We start from the raw sequence: 16,653 nt of genomic DNA, 5'->3' as shown, positions 1-16,653 counted from the left end.
ATCGACGGGATTTAATTGCCTGAAATATAAAGATTACAGAGAGTTCTCTACTTTAATGCCAGGACCCATGGTTGTGGCAATTGCAACGCTCTTAACGTAAACGCCCTTTAAGCTGGATGGCTTTTGGGAGTTCAAACTGGTTAAGAATGCGCGTGCGTTTTCTGCCAATTTTTCAGCGCCGAATGACACCTTGCCGATTGACAAGTGAACGATGGCTTGCTTATCAACGCGGTATTCAACTTTTCCGGCCTTTGCTTCAGAAACGGCTTTAGCGACGTCAGTAGCGACAGTGCCAGACTTTGGATTTGGCATCAAACCGCGTGGGCCAAGCAAACGTGCGTATTTACCAAGCTTTGGCATATACTGTGGAGTTGCGACCAAAATGTCGAAGTTCAATTCTTCCTTGTCCAATTGACTTAGGAATTCTTCATCACCGATAATGTCAGCGCCAGCTTTTTTAGCGGCAGTGTGTTCTGATTCTGGTGCGAAAACTGCTACGCGGACATCCTTACCTGTACCGTGTGGTAATGCTACGGTTGAGCGAATGTTTTGGTCGGCTTGGCGTGGGTCAACGCCTAGGCGGATGTGGATTTCAACGCTAGCATCAAACTTGACTGGGCTGGTTTCAGTAGCCAATTTCAAAGCTTCGTCTAAGCTGTACAATTTGTTCTTTTCAACGTTTTTTGCAGCGTCCTGATATTTTTTACCGCGGCGCTCCAAGCGTGGACGAGTAACTGGCTTTGGACCCTTCTTTACGTGAGCTTCAGCGTCGTCTGATTGTGGAGTGGTGTCGCCGGCTTCCTTGCGAGCTTCCTTCTCTGCTTTTTCAGCAGCTTCGTCAAGAGCTTTTTGGCTACGTTTGCCAGACTTAGCGACAGTAGCTTCGCGCTCAGCAACAACGTCTTTGTCTTTGTTGTCGTGAGATTTGCCTGCGTCTGTAGCTTCTGCAATTGCTGCTTCGATTTCAGCAATTGTGTTTTTCTCACTGACTTCTAGTTTTAGTTCTGCTGCTTTTTCTAGCAACTCGGCTTTCTTTGCCATAAAAATCCTTTCTGTGGTACGAACGGTAATTTGTCATCTTAACAAATCAGCCTCCCAACATTGATTGATAATGTTGAAATTATACCATATTTTTAGAGATTGAGGCAAATGTTTGATTTTATGGAGAAGAATTGTATAATATGTAATATTATGAGTGAGTTTACGAAAATTGTAGGTAACGAAGACGGTTCTTTAGGCACGATAGATATCTACATCCCAGAGCAATGTATGTCTTGCCCAAGAATAATAGAAAAGTTAAACGACTTAGAAGAATACAGAAAAACAGTAAATAAACTTCTAGAAATGGCGTTTAGTGGTGATGAGGCGACATTGGTTAATAAGGCTACAGGTGAGGTATTAGATAAAGATCAATCTACTAAAATTGTTTGTAAAATGGCCGCCAGTGGAATGGACGAGTTAGATGAAAATATTGCAAAAGCGCAGAGGGATATTTACACGCTAACTAATGGGTGTGCAGGACCTTTAGTTCTTGGAGGGGCTGATGGTTCTCGGGTTGTGCGCGTCGCTATGTGTGATAGTCCGAAGGTGTTTTATTCGGGATTGGGTGAAACTCAAATTGGTGAGCCGGTGATAATACAACGCGACCTGAAGAAAGATGAAGATTAACATATAATTGCTGTTTTTGATAAAATAGTAATTATGGATATAACAATTACAAACATACAAGCAAGGCAAATTTTAGACTCGCGTGGAAATCCGACGGTTGAGGCGGACGTGACTTTGAGCGACGGTTCGTTTGGGCGTGCGGCTGTTCCGTCTGGCGCAAGCACTGGCTCTTTCGAGGCTGTTGAGCTTCGGGACGGCGAGTTGGCGTTCGGCGGTAAAGGCGTTCTTCGTGCGGTTGAAAACGTCAATGGTGAAATTGCGCAGGCTTTGAAAGGTTCTAATCCGTTCGACCAGGCTGCAATTGATGAAAAAATGAAGAGTCTGGACGGTACGCCGAATAAGGCGCGTTTGGGTGCGAATGCTATTTTGGCGGTGTCGCTGGCTGTAGCGAAAGCTGCTGCTAAGTCGCGTGGCGTGGAGTTGTATCAATATGTCAATAGCTTGGCTGGAAATCCTACAATGTGCCTGCCGATGCCGATGATTAATGTGATGAACGGCGGTCAGCATGCGCTCGGTGCGACTGATTTTCAGGAATATATGATTATTCCAACTAGCGCGGCAACTTTTGCGGACGCGGTTCGAATGAGTGCGGAAGTTTTTCACGCGTTGGCAAAAATCCTGAAAGATGAAGGTTATCCTACGACGGTTGGCGATGAGGGCGGCTATGCACCTCATGTCAGGAATGGTAATATGGAGCCTATTTTGTTGCTATCTCGCGCCATCGAGCAGGCTGGCTATAAATTAGGCGTGGACTTTGGTTTTGCGCTGGACGTTGCGGCGAGCGAGCTTTACAAGGACGGCAAATATAACTTGGCGACTGAACATCGAATTCTGTCGGCTGACGAAATGATTCGCACATATAAAGCCCTGTTGGAACGCGTCCCTGTTCTCTCGATTGAGGATGGATTGAACGAAGAAGCTTGGGAAGATTGGGAGAAAATGACGGCCGATTTGGGCAATTTTGCGCAATTGGTTGGCGACGATCTTTTGGTGACGAATGTCGAGAGATTGAAGCGCGGAATCGAAGAAAAGGCTGGCAATGCGATCTTAATCAAGCCGAACCAAATTGGCACATTGACTGAGACGATTCAGGCTGTTTTGATGGCTAAGAACGCCGGCTGGAATACAGTGATGAGTCACCGCTCTGGTGAAACTGAAGATGTTACGATTTCTCATCTGGCGGTCGGTTTGGGCACGGGTCAAATTAAGACTGGCTCGATGTCGCGTTCAGAGCGAATTGCTAAGTACAACGAGCTGCTGAGAATTGCGGAAAAGCGCCCAGATTTGGAGATTGCGCATCCGTTTGTGAAGTAACTCGCGCAAAAAGACTTCCCCGTAATTCAGAGGAAGTCTTTTTATTTGGCGATTATTCGACAATTATTCGAGGATTATCTTCTTAAAAACTCAATTTCCCTGCCCTCATTGATTCGGACAATTTGCGATGGTTGAGCGTCGGCGACTTCTCCAGAATCGACATAAATCGGCACTAATTCGTGGAAATAATTTATCGCTTCGGTGACGTTCTTCGCCGGCTCTTCTCCTGATGGATTTGCGCTGGGTGCGACCAAAAGACCGACGGTTCGAATTAACTCTGCCAACGGAGATTCTGGCACGACTCTGAATGCCAATGTTCCGCCATTTCTCGGAAGATATGGCAGAAAATCAGGGCTCACTTTAGTGATGATTGTTGTTGGTCTATTTTTGGAGATTTCTTGATATTTGCGTTTGATCGACGGCGTGAGATCAGGAATGTCGTCAATATTCGCAACCAAAATAATAACAGGTTTATCCAAGGGGCGCCGCTTAACTTCGTATAATCTCTCGACGGCTTTTTCTGAATTGGCAGCGGCTAATATTCCGTAAATCGTGTCGGTTTTAGCAATTATCAATTGCCCATTTTTAAGCGCGGAGATTGCGCCGTCATCTAAAATATTCTTCACAATCATTTATTACATCTTCCCATAAAATAACCCCGAGAAGTCCGGGGCTATTTGCTAAAAGTTCTGTAGATTAGTCGACGACTTCAACGCCCATTGAGCGTGCTGATCCGGCGATAACTTTCATTGCGCCTTCGATGTCGATTGCGTTCAATTGGTCTTTTTTCGCCTCAGCGATTTCTTGCAATTGTGCGCGAGTAATCTTACCGACCTTGTCTGAGTGCGGCTTACCACTACCCTTTTGGATTCCAGCTTTCTCACGAATCATATCGTCAACTGGCTGACCAAGTGAGTTCCAAGTAAATGTTCGGTCTTCGTAAACTTGAATGTGAACAATTACATCCTTACCCATCATGTCTTTTGTAGCGTCATTGAATGGATTGATAAAGTCCATCATGTTTAGTCCCCACTGACCAAGCGTTGATCCCACTGGAGGACCTGCTGTTGCTCGACCGGCTGGAATGCGTAATTTCAAATTACCAATAATTTTCTTTGCCATAGTTCTTCCTTATAGTTTGTAGTGCGTAACTCGAATATTATATCGAAAAATGCTTAAAATTGCAAGCTAAACTTTTTTAACCTGCAGGGCGTCCAACTCGACTGGAGTGTCGCGACCAAACATGCTAACCATAACCTTCAAAGTGCCCTTAGACGCGTCAATTTCGCTCACGGCGCCATCAAAGCCCTTGAACGGACCGTCGATAATTGAAACAACTTCACCCTCTGAGAAGTCAATCTGATGCTTTGGCTCTTCAACGCCCATTCGCTTCTTAATCTTCGCAATTTCTTTTTCAGAAACTGGAGTTGGTGTAGTGTCGGCGCCCACAAATCCTGTAACGCCTGGCGTGTTGCGAATAATGTACCAAGTTTCGTCAGTCAATTTCATCTCAACCAAGACATAGCCCTGGAAGATCTTAGCTTCAACGATTTTACGCTTACCGTTGCGAATTTGAATTTGCTTCTCCTTTGGCACGATAACGTCAAAAATCTTATCAGCCATATCGACGCCGTTGATTCGTTGGCGGATTGATTCGGCAACTTTTTCTTCGTAGCCAGAATAGGTATGAATTGCATACCATTGCTTACTGTCGTCATATCGTTTTGAACTCATAATATCTCCTCTATTTCAAAATTTGGTTAAAGCCCCAGTTGAATGCGGCGTCAAGTAATAAAATCAGAACGACAAACGTAAAGGTGAAGATAAGCACCGCCGCTGTCATTGCCCAAGTTGCTGAGCGGGTTGGCCAGCGAACTAGCTTTAACTCTTCCCAAGCGCCCTTGAAATATCCAATCAATCCACCTTTTTCACCAGACTTTTTAGACGCTTTTGTGGTGATTTTGGTCGGTTTATTGATTTTTTTCGCTACAGCTTTTTCTTTTTTTGGCGCGTCGTCAGTAGCTTTGATGCGACGAACCGTAGTTTTGCTGCTTGCCTTGCCTTTCTGTGCCATATTTTCTCCCAATTTAAAAAGTCTGTTTTTCACAGACTGTCAATAGTCATTGTAATTCATCCGAGTCAAAAAAACAAGTTGACCAGAGATTATTTGCTGCTATTTTTGAACTCTTTCAGCTTGAATCCGAACGTTGATCCGTGGTTTAACCGGCTTTCTACCTCAATTTTGCAGCCCAATTTCTTCGCCAACTTAGCGGAAACGTATAGACCTAATCCCGTACCTTTCGTCTCGCGGGTTCTATAATCTTCTGCGCGGTAAAACTTGTCGAAAATTTTTGCTATGTCGGCTTTGCTAATGCCAATTCCCGTGTCAATAACCTTGAAGGTGATTTCGCCAGATTTATTTTTCTTGATTGATAAAGTTATGGAACCTTTTTGTGTGTATCGAATGGCGTTGGTGATGAAGTTTTGTAGAATTTCCTCCAGATATAAACGAGAAACCTTAACTACGCCAAGTCGCCCGCCGATATCCAAATTGAAAGCCAAACCTTTTTCGCCCGCCTGAGGTGAATATTCGGAATTTATCTGAGCCGCCAGCTCTGTCACGTCAATTATTTCCGTTTCATCAGCCACACCTCGCTCTGCGCGTGATAATGTGCTGAGGTCGTTGATCATTCGCGCTAAGAATAAAATTTGCTTATGAGATTCGTCAATGGCTTCGGGAATTTTGCTAGTCATTTTACGCTCGACCAGCAATTTGGCGTTACTTAGCGAACCTTCGGCAATAGCAATTGGCGTACGTAATTCGTGACTAACTACGCTAATAAACTCATCACGTTCCTCCTCGAGGCTCTTCGCCTTCGTGATGTCGCGCAGAATAAGCACGTATCCGTCAGGAGTCATCTTGTCGCCGCCCTGAACTGGCGCAAGCGTAACTTCCAGGCGAATATAATCGCCATCTTCGATTTTCATCAGAATGTCGTCGCGCTGGCGAATTGCGGAAGACTTGGTGAGTTCCTTAAAAATGTCAATCGGCTTTTTATCTGTCGTTTCAAGGTTTAGCACCTGACTGATATGTTCGCCGTTAATTCCGCTGTTCGTATCAATCAAATTAAGTGCCGCAGAATTGTACGTATTGATAATTCCGTGCTCGTCCGTACTGAGAATCGCGTCGGTGATGTTATTGATAAGCGTGATCATTCTTTGATGTTCGCTGAGGCTTTTTTTATCATTTTTATAATCAGATTTATCGCTAATTTCCGACAATATTTTATGTAAAACAATAGCTATAACACCTAAAACAACACTCAGAGTGATCAATAGAAAAATTAGCGCCCACATAGCTAAAGTATAACATAAGCATATGCGTTTCTATATGTATGGCGAATATTTTTTCAATTCATTTCGGTGAATTTTATAATGCGGGTCAAATTTGGCAACTTCGTCCCAGAACTTCGTCGAGTGATTCATATGCCTGGTGTGGCATAATTCGTGAATAATTACGTAATCAATCAGCTCAAATGGCAAGTTCATCATCCCGATATTCAAGCTAATCGTTCCAGATGAAGAGCAGCTTCCCCAGCGACTTGATGAGTGTGTGATTTTACTCCGAGTAAAAGAGAAGCCGTGTTCTTCCGCTAAAAACGACAATCGCCTTGGTAAATATGACTTGGCTTCTTTTCTGAGAGCTGCCAGAATTTTACTGCGGATAAGTTGTTGGTTTGCGGCCGATTCGACGGATTCCGCCTCGTTGATTTCTGCCAATATCTGCGTCCCGACGATTTTTACACTCGAAGGTTTCGCGGTCGTTTGTATCAATAAATGATGGCTTTTGCCAATTTGCTGATTTTCCGTGTAAGAAAGTTTTTCTCTGTATTGAGAAACTAATTCGCGGATTTGCTTTCGAGAGGTTTTAATCAATGCCTTTGCAGCCAACAGCGGCGCATATGGTGGCATTGTAATTTGTATTCGTCCGTCTGGCGCAATTTTCAAACTAACAGTCTTCGACAAGCTACGTTTTTTAACGACAATTTCTCCGAATTCTTCGTCGGTAATAATTGTCATAACTAACCTATATTGATTCGATTCCCGGCAATTGGGCGGCGCGGAGCTTCTGGACGACTGGCGCCAATTTGCTTAAGAACAGTGCGAGCTTGACTGCTTAAGGTGTGACGACCGCTGATCACGACGTAAGATTCGCTGCTGTGCGGTGCTGAAAACTGCTTCAATCGTCGTTCAAAAGATTCGTCATTTCCGCCATAAGTCTTTATCCAGCGATGTTTGGCTGTGGCGGGATCGGTTTGCACCCAAACAAATAGGACTTTATATCCATATTCCCTAGCAAGGCGATTGATACGCATACGATTCGTGCGCTGATCCGTTGATCCGTCCAAAATGACAGTTTGTTTAGTCTTCAAAAATTCTTCTAAAAGCGACAATGTTGCGTCAAAAATGGTTTTTGTATTGTCCGTAAAAACTTCAAATTGTCGAGAACTTACCACTGGAGAATTGAAAATCTTCGCAAATTCTACAGCGAATTGCGTCTTCCCTGAACCTGGCGCACCAACCATGGCGATAATATGCGGAAGTGAAGGCGATAAAGGTTTCATATTGAGAAATTATAGCAGATTTTTGACTAATAAAAAAGATTCTCTTTCAAGCGAGAATCTTGGCAGGAGTGGAGGGACTCGAACCCCCGACACCTGGTTTTGGAGACCAGTGCTCTAGCCACCTGAGCTACACTCCTATAGCACTTATTTTATCACGAATTAGCTTTGTCGCAAATGTTAAAATTGTGAAAAATAAAAAAACTCGTGAAAAAGATCCCAAAATCCCTTGAAAAAACATAAGCGTAGTTCTACAATTAACTCAGAGATGAAAATTTTAATGCTTGGGTGGGAACTTCCTCCGCACAATAGTGGCGGACTTGGCGTTGCTTGCTATCAGATGTCGAAGGCGCTTGCTTCGGAGGGCGTTGATATCGACTTTATCATTCCCTACACCGCCGAGCATCCTGGAATTGACTATATGAATATCTATTCAGCCACTCCTTTGCCGCCGAATTATCACGATTTGGGTGCGTATAATAACGGTTCAGAGGAGGACCGTGAAAACGCTAAGGATGAATATGGTCTTTCGCCAATGCGTGCCGTACAGAGGCGTTACGGTAAATACGTTCGGAAGTTTGTGAAAAATCATCAGCCCGATGCAATTCACGCGCATGATTGGTTGACGATGGAAGCTGGAATAATTGCTAAGGAAATGACGGGCGCGCCGCTAATTGTGCACGTTCACGCGACGGAGTTTGACCGTTCTGGCGAGCAGTCAGGAAATCCTCTGGTTCACGAAATTGAGCAACAAGGCTTGTTGATGGCTGATCGGATAATCGCCGTTAGTGAAATCACGAAGGAAATAATTGTTAAGAATTATCACATTCCGCCAGAGAAAATTGAGGTGGTTTATAACGCGATTGATTTGGCTGATTTGCCGCCACATGAGTATGACGCCAGCACTTACAGATATTTGGAGGAGCTGAAAAAGGATGGCTATACGGTTGTTGGTGCGTTGACGCGACTCACGGTTCAGAAAGGTTTGACGTATTTTGTGCGAGCCGCAGCGAAGGCGCTTGAGAAATATGAGAAAATTGTTTTTGTTTTATCTGGAAATGGCGAACAAAGAGATGAACTGATTGAACTAGCGGCAGATTTAGGGATTAGCGATAAGATGATTTTTACGGGATTTGTGCGCGGAAAACAGTGGCGAGATATTTACTGCTTGATTGATGTTTTTGTGATGAGCTCGGTTTCTGAGCCATTTGGCTTGACTGCCTTGGAGGCGGCACATCATGACACGGCGTTACTTATTAGTCATCAATCTGGCGTTGGTGAGGTTCTGAATAATATTATGCGGTTTGACTATTGGGATGTGAATAAATTGGCGGATGAAATTGTTAATATCGCTGAATCGCCTGCCCTACAGAAATCTTTGAAGAAAAACGTTAAGAATGAATACGCGAAAATTTCTTGGCAGGACGCCGCTAGAAAATGTCTGAAACTGTACAAAGGAGCGCTGGTATGAATAAAAATAAAGGAATAGTTTTATATCTACACGTACATCAACCGTTGCGAATACGCGAGTATAGTATATTTGACGTGGCTTGGAAGCATAATTATTTCTCTGGCGGTCAAAATCCAGATCAGGACAATCAAAAAATATTCCAAAAAGTTGCAGAAAAGTCGTATTTGCCGATGAATGCTTTGCTTGAAAAATTATTGAAAAAATATCCTGATTTTAAGATTTCACTGAGTTTTAGTGGAACGTTTTTAGAGCAAGCTGAAAGGTTTAATCCTGAAGTTTTGGAGAGCTTTAAGCGCTTGGTAAAGACTGGTCAAGTAGAAATATTATCAAGTCCGTATCATCACAGTCTGGCGTTTTTCTATTCGCGCAAGGAGTTCGAGCGTCAAGTTGAGCTTCACCGCTGGAAGATTCGTGAGATTTTTGGTGCGGAAACGCGAGTTTTGGCAAATACGGAATTGGCGTATAGTGATGACTTGGCAAAATGGGCCGAGCAGGATGGTTTTAAGGGTGTGTTGGCTGAAGGCTGGGATCCAATTTTGAATTGGCGCAGTCCGAATTATGTATATCGCCCGAGAGGCACGAAGAAAATTGGATTACTACTTAAGAATTATCGATTGAGCGATGATTTAGCGTTTAGGTTTAGTGATCGAAAATGGAATGAATGGCCGTTGACTGCGGACAAGTTTAATACGTGGGTGGAAGATTCTGTCCGTTACGCGCCACTGCTTAACTTGTTTATGGACTATGAAACTTTCGGCGAACATCAATGGGCGGAATCTGGGATTTTTGGCTTCTTTGAGAAGTTTGTCGATAAATGGCTGAGCGCTGATGGCAGCACTTTCTATACCGTTAGCGAAGCACTGGACGCGAATGCGCCTGCTGGTGAAATAAGTATGTCGTCGCCTGTAACGTGGGCGGACGCCGAGCGGGATTTGACGGCTTGGAATGGAAATAGCCTGCAGAAAGAAGCTTTGCGATATGTCTATGAACTTGAAGATGAGGTCTTGAATAGTAAAGACGAAGGTTTAATTAGCGATTGGCGAAAATTGCAAACTTCAGACCACTTCTATTACATGGGAACGAAGAATTTTACCGACGGCGATGTTCACGCTTATTTTAGCCCGTATGATTCGCCATACGACGCCTTTCTTTACTACATGAATACCATTCGTGATATGAAATCTCGATTGAGGAAATAGTCAGACATTCTTGCCAAATAAAAACTCCCTCTTAACGCGAGGGAGTTTCTGTATAATCCTGTTAAATTAGCTTTTACGAGCTTTAACTTCGTTACGACCAAGGTTTTTCTTAGTCTCGGTGTAAGTAGCGTGTTGCTTTGCAATTGGGTCGTACTTACGTAGTGTCAATTTACCCTGACCTTTTGTTGTGCGGTTCTGGGTGTTAACGGTAGTATAGTAAGTTCGGTGGTTGCTCAAGTTACTCACCAAACCAATCAGCTTTCGTTTCGTATTCTTCTTTGCCATCTCTTTACTCGTTAGATTTTATAAAACGTCTTGACTAATTATAGCATGGGTGAAGTGAAAATGCTAGTACCATATCAGATTTTACTAATTTTTATACTTACTTCGCCGATCGATAAGGCGCGTCGGACTCTAGTCTTTCTTTTCTAAAATGAATATTTATTCAGCCATTCGTCTGTCGGTTCAAGGTGTCTGTCGTCAATCTTTTTGAGTGGCATATTTTTTGCCATATCATCTGCAAGCTCCAATATTACGTCCTTGAGCTCAATATTATCCTTGTAATAATCCGGTATGTTTTTATAGCCAACCCTCGCTCCAACGATATTTCCAGTTATTGCCGCTGTCGAGTCCGAATCCCCGTCGTGATTTGCCGCCGCAATGATCGCCTCCGCTTTCCGTATGCTATCCCAATACCGCAGAGGTATCGCCCATCTCTATTATTATGACACATTTGTTTGCTTATTTCAATTTTTATGGTCTTATGTTATAATAGAAAAAAGGGAAAAATTATGGCATCGAAAAATTGGCATCCAGAATTTATAAAATACACCGAGTTTATTGCTAGCCACCCCAACTACAAAAACTTACCTATCGAAAGAGGACAAGATGGTTCGTTGAATTGGGTCGTCGCAAACAAGAATTCGGCAATTAGGCAGGGCCGCATGAAATGGTGCGAAGAGAAAGCAAAAGAATTTGGCTTCGAAATTAAACCTGGGGTGTATGCAAAAGTTATGCGCAAAATTCACCCGACTGGAGAAAAAATTTGTCAAGTTTGCGGTCGAAAAATGTCCATATTTTATCATTACCCAACCGCTCATCTCATTGATAAGATTGAGAAAAAATTTGGAAAAAGATTTTACAATACGACCCACATAAGTGAAATATGGGATAATCTAATCGAGTCTGGCAATACCGAATCGGAGCTCGTTTCTTTTTTCCTTGGATGTGTAGGCGCCGACAAGTCATACAATGGCAAGATAGACAAACAGAGTATAATTGACTTCTTGGAAGATGCTAGCAGAAATTCAAATAAGAAGATCCTAAGTCCAGGAGCAATGTCTAATTTTCCTGACCGTTTTGATGGTTTTCATACCTATAACTTATGTTGTAGATCGACACAGGATACAGGCAGGCACGCCGATAATATGAAAAGCTATACGAAAGACAGAAGAGCATATGAATATTGGAGTGATGGCAATATTCATGCGGCAAATATGTTTATGGGCTCTTCATTCTTCAAGGGTACTTCGGCAGATCATATTGGGCCAATCTCATTAGGATTCGTCCATGATCCGAGATATTTACAGCCTATGGATAAAGGCGACAACTCTACGAAACGAGATCGACTCACTATTGGAGACTTGGAGAAAATCCTCGAAGTCGAGTCTAGGACCGGTATATACCCAATGTCTTGGTATTCAAAGATTGTGTGGGAATACATAAAAAAGAATTATAAACTTCATCCAGAAAAAGTGGCCACGATTTATCGCGATATGTTAAAACAAAGCATGTTTAACTTTATGTTTATATTGGGTCAAATTATTCATAGGACACAGAATGGAAAAGATTATTTAATCAATTGCTTTCTCGAACAGAATGCCAAGTATTTTGATTATGCATATGAATTTGATGAAAAAGGAAACATTATTGAACAATCACCAAGGCATTTTACAGACAGAAACAATGATGAAATGCAGAGGTATTTTCGAATCGCAATTAACTCCGTTGATGACTACAATGCTAAGGAAAACCGTAATTTAACTAGCTCGTTAGACCAAGATGACTTTAGAAGATTAGTTGAGATTTGTGAAATGATCAACAACGGCGATCCATATGCTTCTGTCAAATCAAAAATTGAATCGTTAGTTACAGCTGAGGAAAATGCCATTATTGAGAGATATGCGTAATCGTTTTGCAATATTTCTCAGCATCGAGCTCACCTTTAAAGAACTTAATTATTGGCGAAGAATAATCACTTGCATATCTTGCCGATTCTGAACATTCAACATTTTCAAGATCGAAAATTGTATCCTTAACGGTAATTTGATTTTCTTCTTCTGGAGTAATTGGCTTAGGATAAACGTCGGATGGCGATATTTTAAGGTCCTTTCTTATGCATAGAATAATTACCCTTTTTCGCTTTTGAGGTACTCCGTATTGGACGGCGTGGAGTAAACGACCCTCTGCTTCATAACCCAATTCGGAAAAGAGCGAAATTATATTTCGGTATGTTTCGCCACCCTGAAAACTCATAAGTCCTTCAACATTCTCGAAGACGACAACCTTTGGATTAACTTTTGAAACTATTTCAACAAAATGCCTAAACATTTGGTTTCTAGGATCGTCAGCATTCCGATATCCAGCTAATGAGAAACCCTGGCATGGCGGCCCACCACAAATAATATCAGCTTTACCCTTAATACCGGCTTCAATTACGCGCTTTTTAACATTATCGTCTGTAATATCACCACAAGTGACATCAATTTCTGGACAGTTGGTTTTTAGAGTAACACATGATGCCTCAAAAAAGTCATTCGAGATAAGTGCTCTTATGTCAGCCAATTTAAAACCATACGTTAGCCCTCCTGCACCCGAAAATAAGTCGACCGATGTAGAGCAACCAATTTTTTCTTTGATTGACTTGCCAATATTATAGGCAAGCAATGTAGGAACAGCATTTCCGATTTGCTCCAAGGTATCCTTTTTGTTGCCATAAAAGTAATAGCTATCCGGAAAACATTGAAGTCTAGCTGCTTCGCGTACACTCAAGACGCGTTCATGGGTTGGGTGTACATACGTGCCATTGCCTGGCCTATTGAAATAGGTTGTAATGGTGTAGCTTGGCTTATTATAAGCCAATCTACCGTATAATGTAGTGCGACCTCCAGTTTCCGATATGCGCATAAGTCGTTTTGATTTTTTGACTGTTTCTTCTGGAATGTTCGTCCAATTTCCTCCTTGAGGGATAGGCTTAATCATCTCGAGATCAAGATCACTTAATTTGAAAGTAGTATGATTTAAGACAATGCTCTCAAAGATTCCTCTATATTTTGTTTCCATACTGGAGGCAACATTACTCAGAAACCGGTCTATATCTGGTTTTTTTACTAGGATAATTTCTTTTATAGAAGTATTACCAAATAAAATATCTCGGCATTCATCCGCAGTAATATTATCTATAATGTGAGAAAGGTCTTTTCTAAAACGCTCAACAAGTAAGTCCTTCTTAGCTAAAGGTAATGGTTCTTCCAATGTTTTCTCTTTCTTCATTTTTCCTCCTTTATGTCTAGTTTCATTATCATAATCAACGATACCGAAAGCTTCATTTACTAATGAATTTATAGCGTTAAGAAGTTCGGTATCTTTCGTATCTAGGTATTTCTTAACACATTCCGAAATCTCTTGCTTATTGTTCGAATGAACAGGAATCGGAAAATTATCAATTTCGTAATTATTTATATGATTATTACTACTAGTTAACTTAAAATACCAATCAATTACAGATGAATTAAGAACGCCAAGAAGAAAGAATAGATCAACGTCGTCGTCATTTTCATCTAATGAAATAAAATTGCAGCTATTTGCGAGAACAACGTTTTCTGGAACAGAGGCGAAAGCAACTCGTCTTGCCTTTGCCATATTAACTATCTGTTGGCATACGAGTCGGGGCTTTTCAATAAAAGTTCTTTTTGCGGTTTGCTCATAAAAAACTGGCGAAACATGTTCTAGTGATTCCATATTTGTGAGCTCATAATAAGCAATATTCCTACCACGTAAAAGAACGAAATCCGTTTCTTCTCCTACGATAGAATTTTTATTTAAAGAAATATCTAATTCGCCTCGAAGATTATGGATATATGGTAAATCTCTAATTTTTGGATGCTTAGACATCTGGTTTCTTATACTATATTCACGATCATTCAAAATCAGAATTGCATTACCGGTATCTTTATCGGCTATATCGAATATACTAACTTTAGTTCCTGGACGAGAATAGTCACTATTGGATCCAAAAACGAGTAGCTCTTTTGTCGGCTGACCCTTTCTTAGAAGAATGGAACAGACGGACTGAGAAGCGTCTATATACGCACTAGTTTCGGGATATAATCTTATATTCATCAATGACGTTTCATTAATCATATAAGTTCTTAAATCCGAGCAACTCTTATCTGATAGAATAGAAGACGGTATTAAAAGCGAACAGAAACAATCGTTTGACGAGTATTTCATCAAAATCTCTTCGACAAACAGCCTATATAGATTAAGCGTCCCAGTCGTCGATAATAGGAAGCGTTGTTTTGCCATGCTTCCAATTTTGAAATACTTTTCACGATCCACATCATAATCCGTATCAGATAGATACTGTGACCGTTCTGCTTTTAGATTTTTGTATGGTGGATTCGTGACAATAATATCGAAGCCATCCTGTATGACTTCTTCAGGAAAAATACTATCAATTGATATATAGTCTATATTCTCGGAGGCAACGTCGAATAGTAATCCGCCACCGACGTGTGTAGAAAAATATGAATCATTTAAATTTATATTAAAAAGATGTTTAACGTATCTTTTTAGATTCTTCTTATACAAAGAAATAGCTTCGTCATTAATATCGCATGCGTAAATATTATTGATCAGCTCAATTGACTCATTCCTACTTAAGCCCAGGGTTGCGCAATGTTTTAGGTAGGCAAAAACAAAATTACCCGTACCGACACAGGGCTCTAGAAAGCGTTTCTTGTATATACTACGTTTATAATCGTCGCCCATAGAGTTGAGAAGATCGGACATCATGATACTCGTAAGACTCATTGAAGTATAATAGCTTCCAGTGCGCTTGCGTAATAATGGGTCTATCGATTGCTCGTATTTTAAGCTAGAATTAGATAGCTCATTCCAAACCTCAGAAGAAACGTCTGTTGAATCGAGGTCGAATAATGATTTTTGCACTCCATTTTGCATATGCTTATATTTTAGCATAAATATTAAAACGAGACAAGATTTTTGAGACAAATTATTTCACCATATGTTTAGCGGCGTAGTATTCTTCTATCGCTTCCTTAATTCCGCACTCCGGACAAATTTCCGTTTCATTATCCTCACGCGAGAGGGCTGGATATTCTGTGAACTCCTTTTTACATTTTGGACAGCGCTGAATCTCGATAATCTTATAGGTCAGAGTTTTTGGTAGTTTTTCGAGTAAATATTCTTCGCCATCGAGTAGCTAAAATGGTTGATGCTATCCATTATTTAACCTCTCTTTCCTCTAAATTGTTAAGCTACAATGCTCTATTTTCGATTATTCTGTCTATGAAGTTATCTGTAGGATAGATAGCCTCATTCGACAAAATAAAAGACCAATGAAATACTGGTCTTAATTAAAAAAGACTCGCATTTCTACGAATCTACGTATTTATGGAGCCACGATCGGGGCTTGAACCCGAGACCTCATCCTTACCATGGATGCGCTCTACCAACTGAGCTATCGCGGCGTAACAGGCTTAATTTTAGCATATTAAGCCATGTTTAATCAACCGAGTTATTTTTTACGAGTGGATTTTTTGGCTGGTGTGTCGGCTCCTTTTGGCAGTTTTGGCGTGACAAATGCTTCTATTATTCCCCACGCTACGCTATTGACTAAGAACGTAACGAACAATATTCCTGAAGCTGACGCAGCCAAGTGTGCTGACGAGGCGTTAAATAATGTCAATAATCCCGCCACGGCCAGCCCGATTATAGCCAGCATAATATAAGCGTATTGTAATTTCAATCGTTGGTTTTTTTCGCTATTCCATAATGTCAGAATAGATTTTGTAAATTCAAACATACTCATATAATAGCACATATGCTTATAAAAGTCAATATTATACTCTTTTCTTGTCTAAAAAATCGCCCGTAAAGGCGATAATTCAATCTTGGTGCTGGAAGTAGGACTCGAACCTACGAAGCCTTACGGCGGGAGATTTACAGTCTCCTGTGATTGCCACTACACGATTCCAGCGTGATGTGGAGCCGCTTCTCGGGCTCGAACCGAGGACCTACGGTTTACAAAACCGTTGCTCTAGCCAACTGAGCTAAAGCGGCGTGTAAAGGTGAA

Annotated in this window: 17 protein-coding genes and 4 tRNA genes; 5 read left to right on the top strand and 16 right to left on the bottom strand. The window is 41.5% G+C overall.

Annotated features, from left to right (window positions below; genetic code table 11):
* Nucleotides 1-33: 33 nt before the first annotated feature.
* Nucleotides 34-720, bottom strand: coding sequence for a 50S ribosomal protein L1 (rplA, locus tag LRM45_RS00100; RefSeq protein WP_243826620.1), 687 nt, complete (start codon nt 718-720; stop codon nt 34-36).
* 471 nt (nt 721-1,191) lie between these two features.
* Here rplA and LRM45_RS00095 point away from each other — a divergent pair, with 471 nt between their 5' ends.
* Both LRM45_RS00095 and eno read left to right on the top strand, forming a co-directional pair.
* Complete coding sequence (locus tag LRM45_RS00095) at nt 1,192-1,668, top strand: hypothetical protein (protein ID WP_243826252.1); 477 nt, start codon at nt 1,192-1,194, stop codon at nt 1,666-1,668.
* 33 nt (nt 1,669-1,701) lie between these two features.
* A complete protein-coding gene (eno, locus tag LRM45_RS00090; RefSeq protein ID WP_129637412.1) occupies nt 1,702-2,982 on the top strand; it encodes a phosphopyruvate hydratase in 1,281 nt (426 codons plus the stop codon).
* Nucleotides 2,983-3,056: 74 nt separating this feature from the next.
* Here the strand turns inward: eno and LRM45_RS00085 are convergent, their stop codons facing one another.
* The 8 genes from LRM45_RS00085 to LRM45_RS00050 all read right to left on the bottom strand — a co-directional run bounded on the left by LRM45_RS00085 (nt 3,057) and on the right by LRM45_RS00050 (nt 7,744).
* Entirely contained in the window at nt 3,057-3,614 is a 558-nt protein-coding gene (locus LRM45_RS00085; RefSeq protein WP_243826251.1) for an L-threonylcarbamoyladenylate synthase, read from the bottom strand.
* A gap of 64 nt (nt 3,615-3,678) precedes the next feature.
* Nucleotides 3,679-4,104, bottom strand: a complete 426-nt coding sequence (gene rplK, locus LRM45_RS00080; protein ID WP_129632624.1) for a 50S ribosomal protein L11 — start codon at nt 4,102-4,104, stop codon at nt 3,679-3,681.
* A 66-nt stretch (nt 4,105-4,170) separates the two neighbouring features.
* Nucleotides 4,171-4,716: a transcription termination/antitermination protein NusG gene (gene nusG, locus LRM45_RS00075; protein ID WP_129632621.1), complete on the bottom strand. Its 546-nt coding sequence runs from the start codon at nt 4,714-4,716 to the stop codon at nt 4,171-4,173.
* Between the two features lie 10 nt (nt 4,717-4,726).
* Nucleotides 4,727-5,056: a preprotein translocase subunit SecE gene (gene secE, locus LRM45_RS00070; RefSeq protein ID WP_178142814.1), complete on the bottom strand. Its 330-nt coding sequence runs from the start codon at nt 5,054-5,056 to the stop codon at nt 4,727-4,729.
* A gap of 89 nt (nt 5,057-5,145) precedes the next feature.
* A complete protein-coding gene (locus LRM45_RS00065; protein WP_243826250.1) occupies nt 5,146-6,339 on the bottom strand; it encodes a sensor histidine kinase in 1,194 nt (397 codons plus the stop codon).
* Between the two features lie 30 nt (nt 6,340-6,369).
* On the bottom strand, nt 6,370-7,062 hold the full coding sequence (locus tag LRM45_RS00060; RefSeq protein ID WP_243826249.1) for a M48 family metallopeptidase: 693 nt from the start codon (nt 7,060-7,062) through the stop codon (nt 6,370-6,372).
* A 2-nt stretch (nt 7,063-7,064) separates the two neighbouring features.
* Nucleotides 7,065-7,607, bottom strand: coding sequence for an ATP-binding protein (locus LRM45_RS00055; protein WP_243826248.1), 543 nt, complete (start codon nt 7,605-7,607; stop codon nt 7,065-7,067).
* A gap of 60 nt (nt 7,608-7,667) precedes the next feature.
* Nucleotides 7,668-7,744: transfer RNA gene (locus tag LRM45_RS00050), tRNA-Trp, on the bottom strand.
* 128 nt (nt 7,745-7,872) lie between these two features.
* Between LRM45_RS00050 and LRM45_RS00045 the strand changes: the two genes are divergently transcribed.
* Both LRM45_RS00045 and LRM45_RS00040 read left to right on the top strand, forming a co-directional pair.
* Nucleotides 7,873-9,075, top strand: coding sequence for a glycosyltransferase family 4 protein (locus LRM45_RS00045; protein ID WP_243826247.1), 1,203 nt, complete (start codon nt 7,873-7,875; stop codon nt 9,073-9,075).
* Nucleotides 9,072-10,274 carry a glycoside hydrolase family 57 protein gene (locus tag LRM45_RS00040; RefSeq protein WP_243826246.1) on the top strand — a complete coding sequence of 401 codons (1,203 nt, stop codon included), beginning with the start codon at nt 9,072-9,074 and terminating at the stop codon, nt 10,272-10,274. The genes LRM45_RS00045 and LRM45_RS00040 overlap by 4 nt, the downstream gene beginning before the upstream one ends.
* Nucleotides 10,275-10,340: 66 nt before the next feature.
* Here the strand turns inward: LRM45_RS00040 and rpmG are convergent, their stop codons facing one another.
* Nucleotides 10,341-10,559, bottom strand: coding sequence for a 50S ribosomal protein L33 (gene rpmG, locus LRM45_RS00035; protein ID WP_129632843.1), 219 nt, complete (start codon nt 10,557-10,559; stop codon nt 10,341-10,343).
* Nucleotides 10,560-10,702: 143 nt separating this feature from the next.
* Entirely contained in the window at nt 10,703-10,936 is a 234-nt protein-coding gene (locus tag LRM45_RS04240; protein ID WP_445083020.1) for an ADP-ribosylglycohydrolase family protein, read from the bottom strand.
* Between the two features lie 129 nt (nt 10,937-11,065).
* Here LRM45_RS04240 and LRM45_RS00030 point away from each other — a divergent pair, with 129 nt between their 5' ends.
* Nucleotides 11,066-12,463 (top strand): Alw26I/Eco31I/Esp3I family type II restriction endonuclease, encoded by a 1,398-nt coding sequence (locus LRM45_RS00030; RefSeq protein WP_243826245.1) that lies wholly within the window; start codon nt 11,066-11,068, stop codon nt 12,461-12,463.
* Here the strand turns inward: LRM45_RS00030 and LRM45_RS00025 are convergent.
* The 5 genes from LRM45_RS00025 to LRM45_RS00005 form a co-directional block, all read right to left on the bottom strand.
* Complete coding sequence (locus tag LRM45_RS00025) at nt 12,444-15,518, bottom strand: Alw26I/Eco31I/Esp3I family type II restriction adenine-specific DNA-methyltransferase (RefSeq protein WP_243826244.1); 3,075 nt, start codon at nt 15,516-15,518, stop codon at nt 12,444-12,446. The genes LRM45_RS00030 and LRM45_RS00025 overlap by 20 nt on opposite strands.
* A gap of 454 nt (nt 15,519-15,972) precedes the next feature.
* Nucleotides 15,973-16,048 (bottom strand) — tRNA-Thr (locus LRM45_RS00020).
* Nucleotides 16,049-16,095: 47 nt separating this feature from the next.
* Nucleotides 16,096-16,383, bottom strand: a complete 288-nt coding sequence (locus LRM45_RS00015; RefSeq protein WP_243826243.1) for a hypothetical protein — start codon at nt 16,381-16,383, stop codon at nt 16,096-16,098.
* An 89-nt stretch (nt 16,384-16,472) separates the two neighbouring features.
* A tRNA-Tyr gene (locus LRM45_RS00010) sits at nt 16,473-16,557 on the bottom strand.
* A 6-nt stretch (nt 16,558-16,563) separates the two neighbouring features.
* A tRNA-Thr gene (locus LRM45_RS00005) sits at nt 16,564-16,640 on the bottom strand.
* Between the last annotated feature and the right edge of the window lie 13 nt (nt 16,641-16,653).

This window comes from Candidatus Nanosynbacter sp. TM7-057 (assembly GCF_022828295.1).
Taxonomy (GTDB): domain Bacteria; phylum Patescibacteriota; class Saccharimonadia; order Saccharimonadales; family Saccharimonadaceae; genus Nanosynbacter.
The sequence above is the reverse complement of the archived record's forward strand: the minus strand, read 5'-3'. Positions and strand labels throughout refer to the sequence as shown.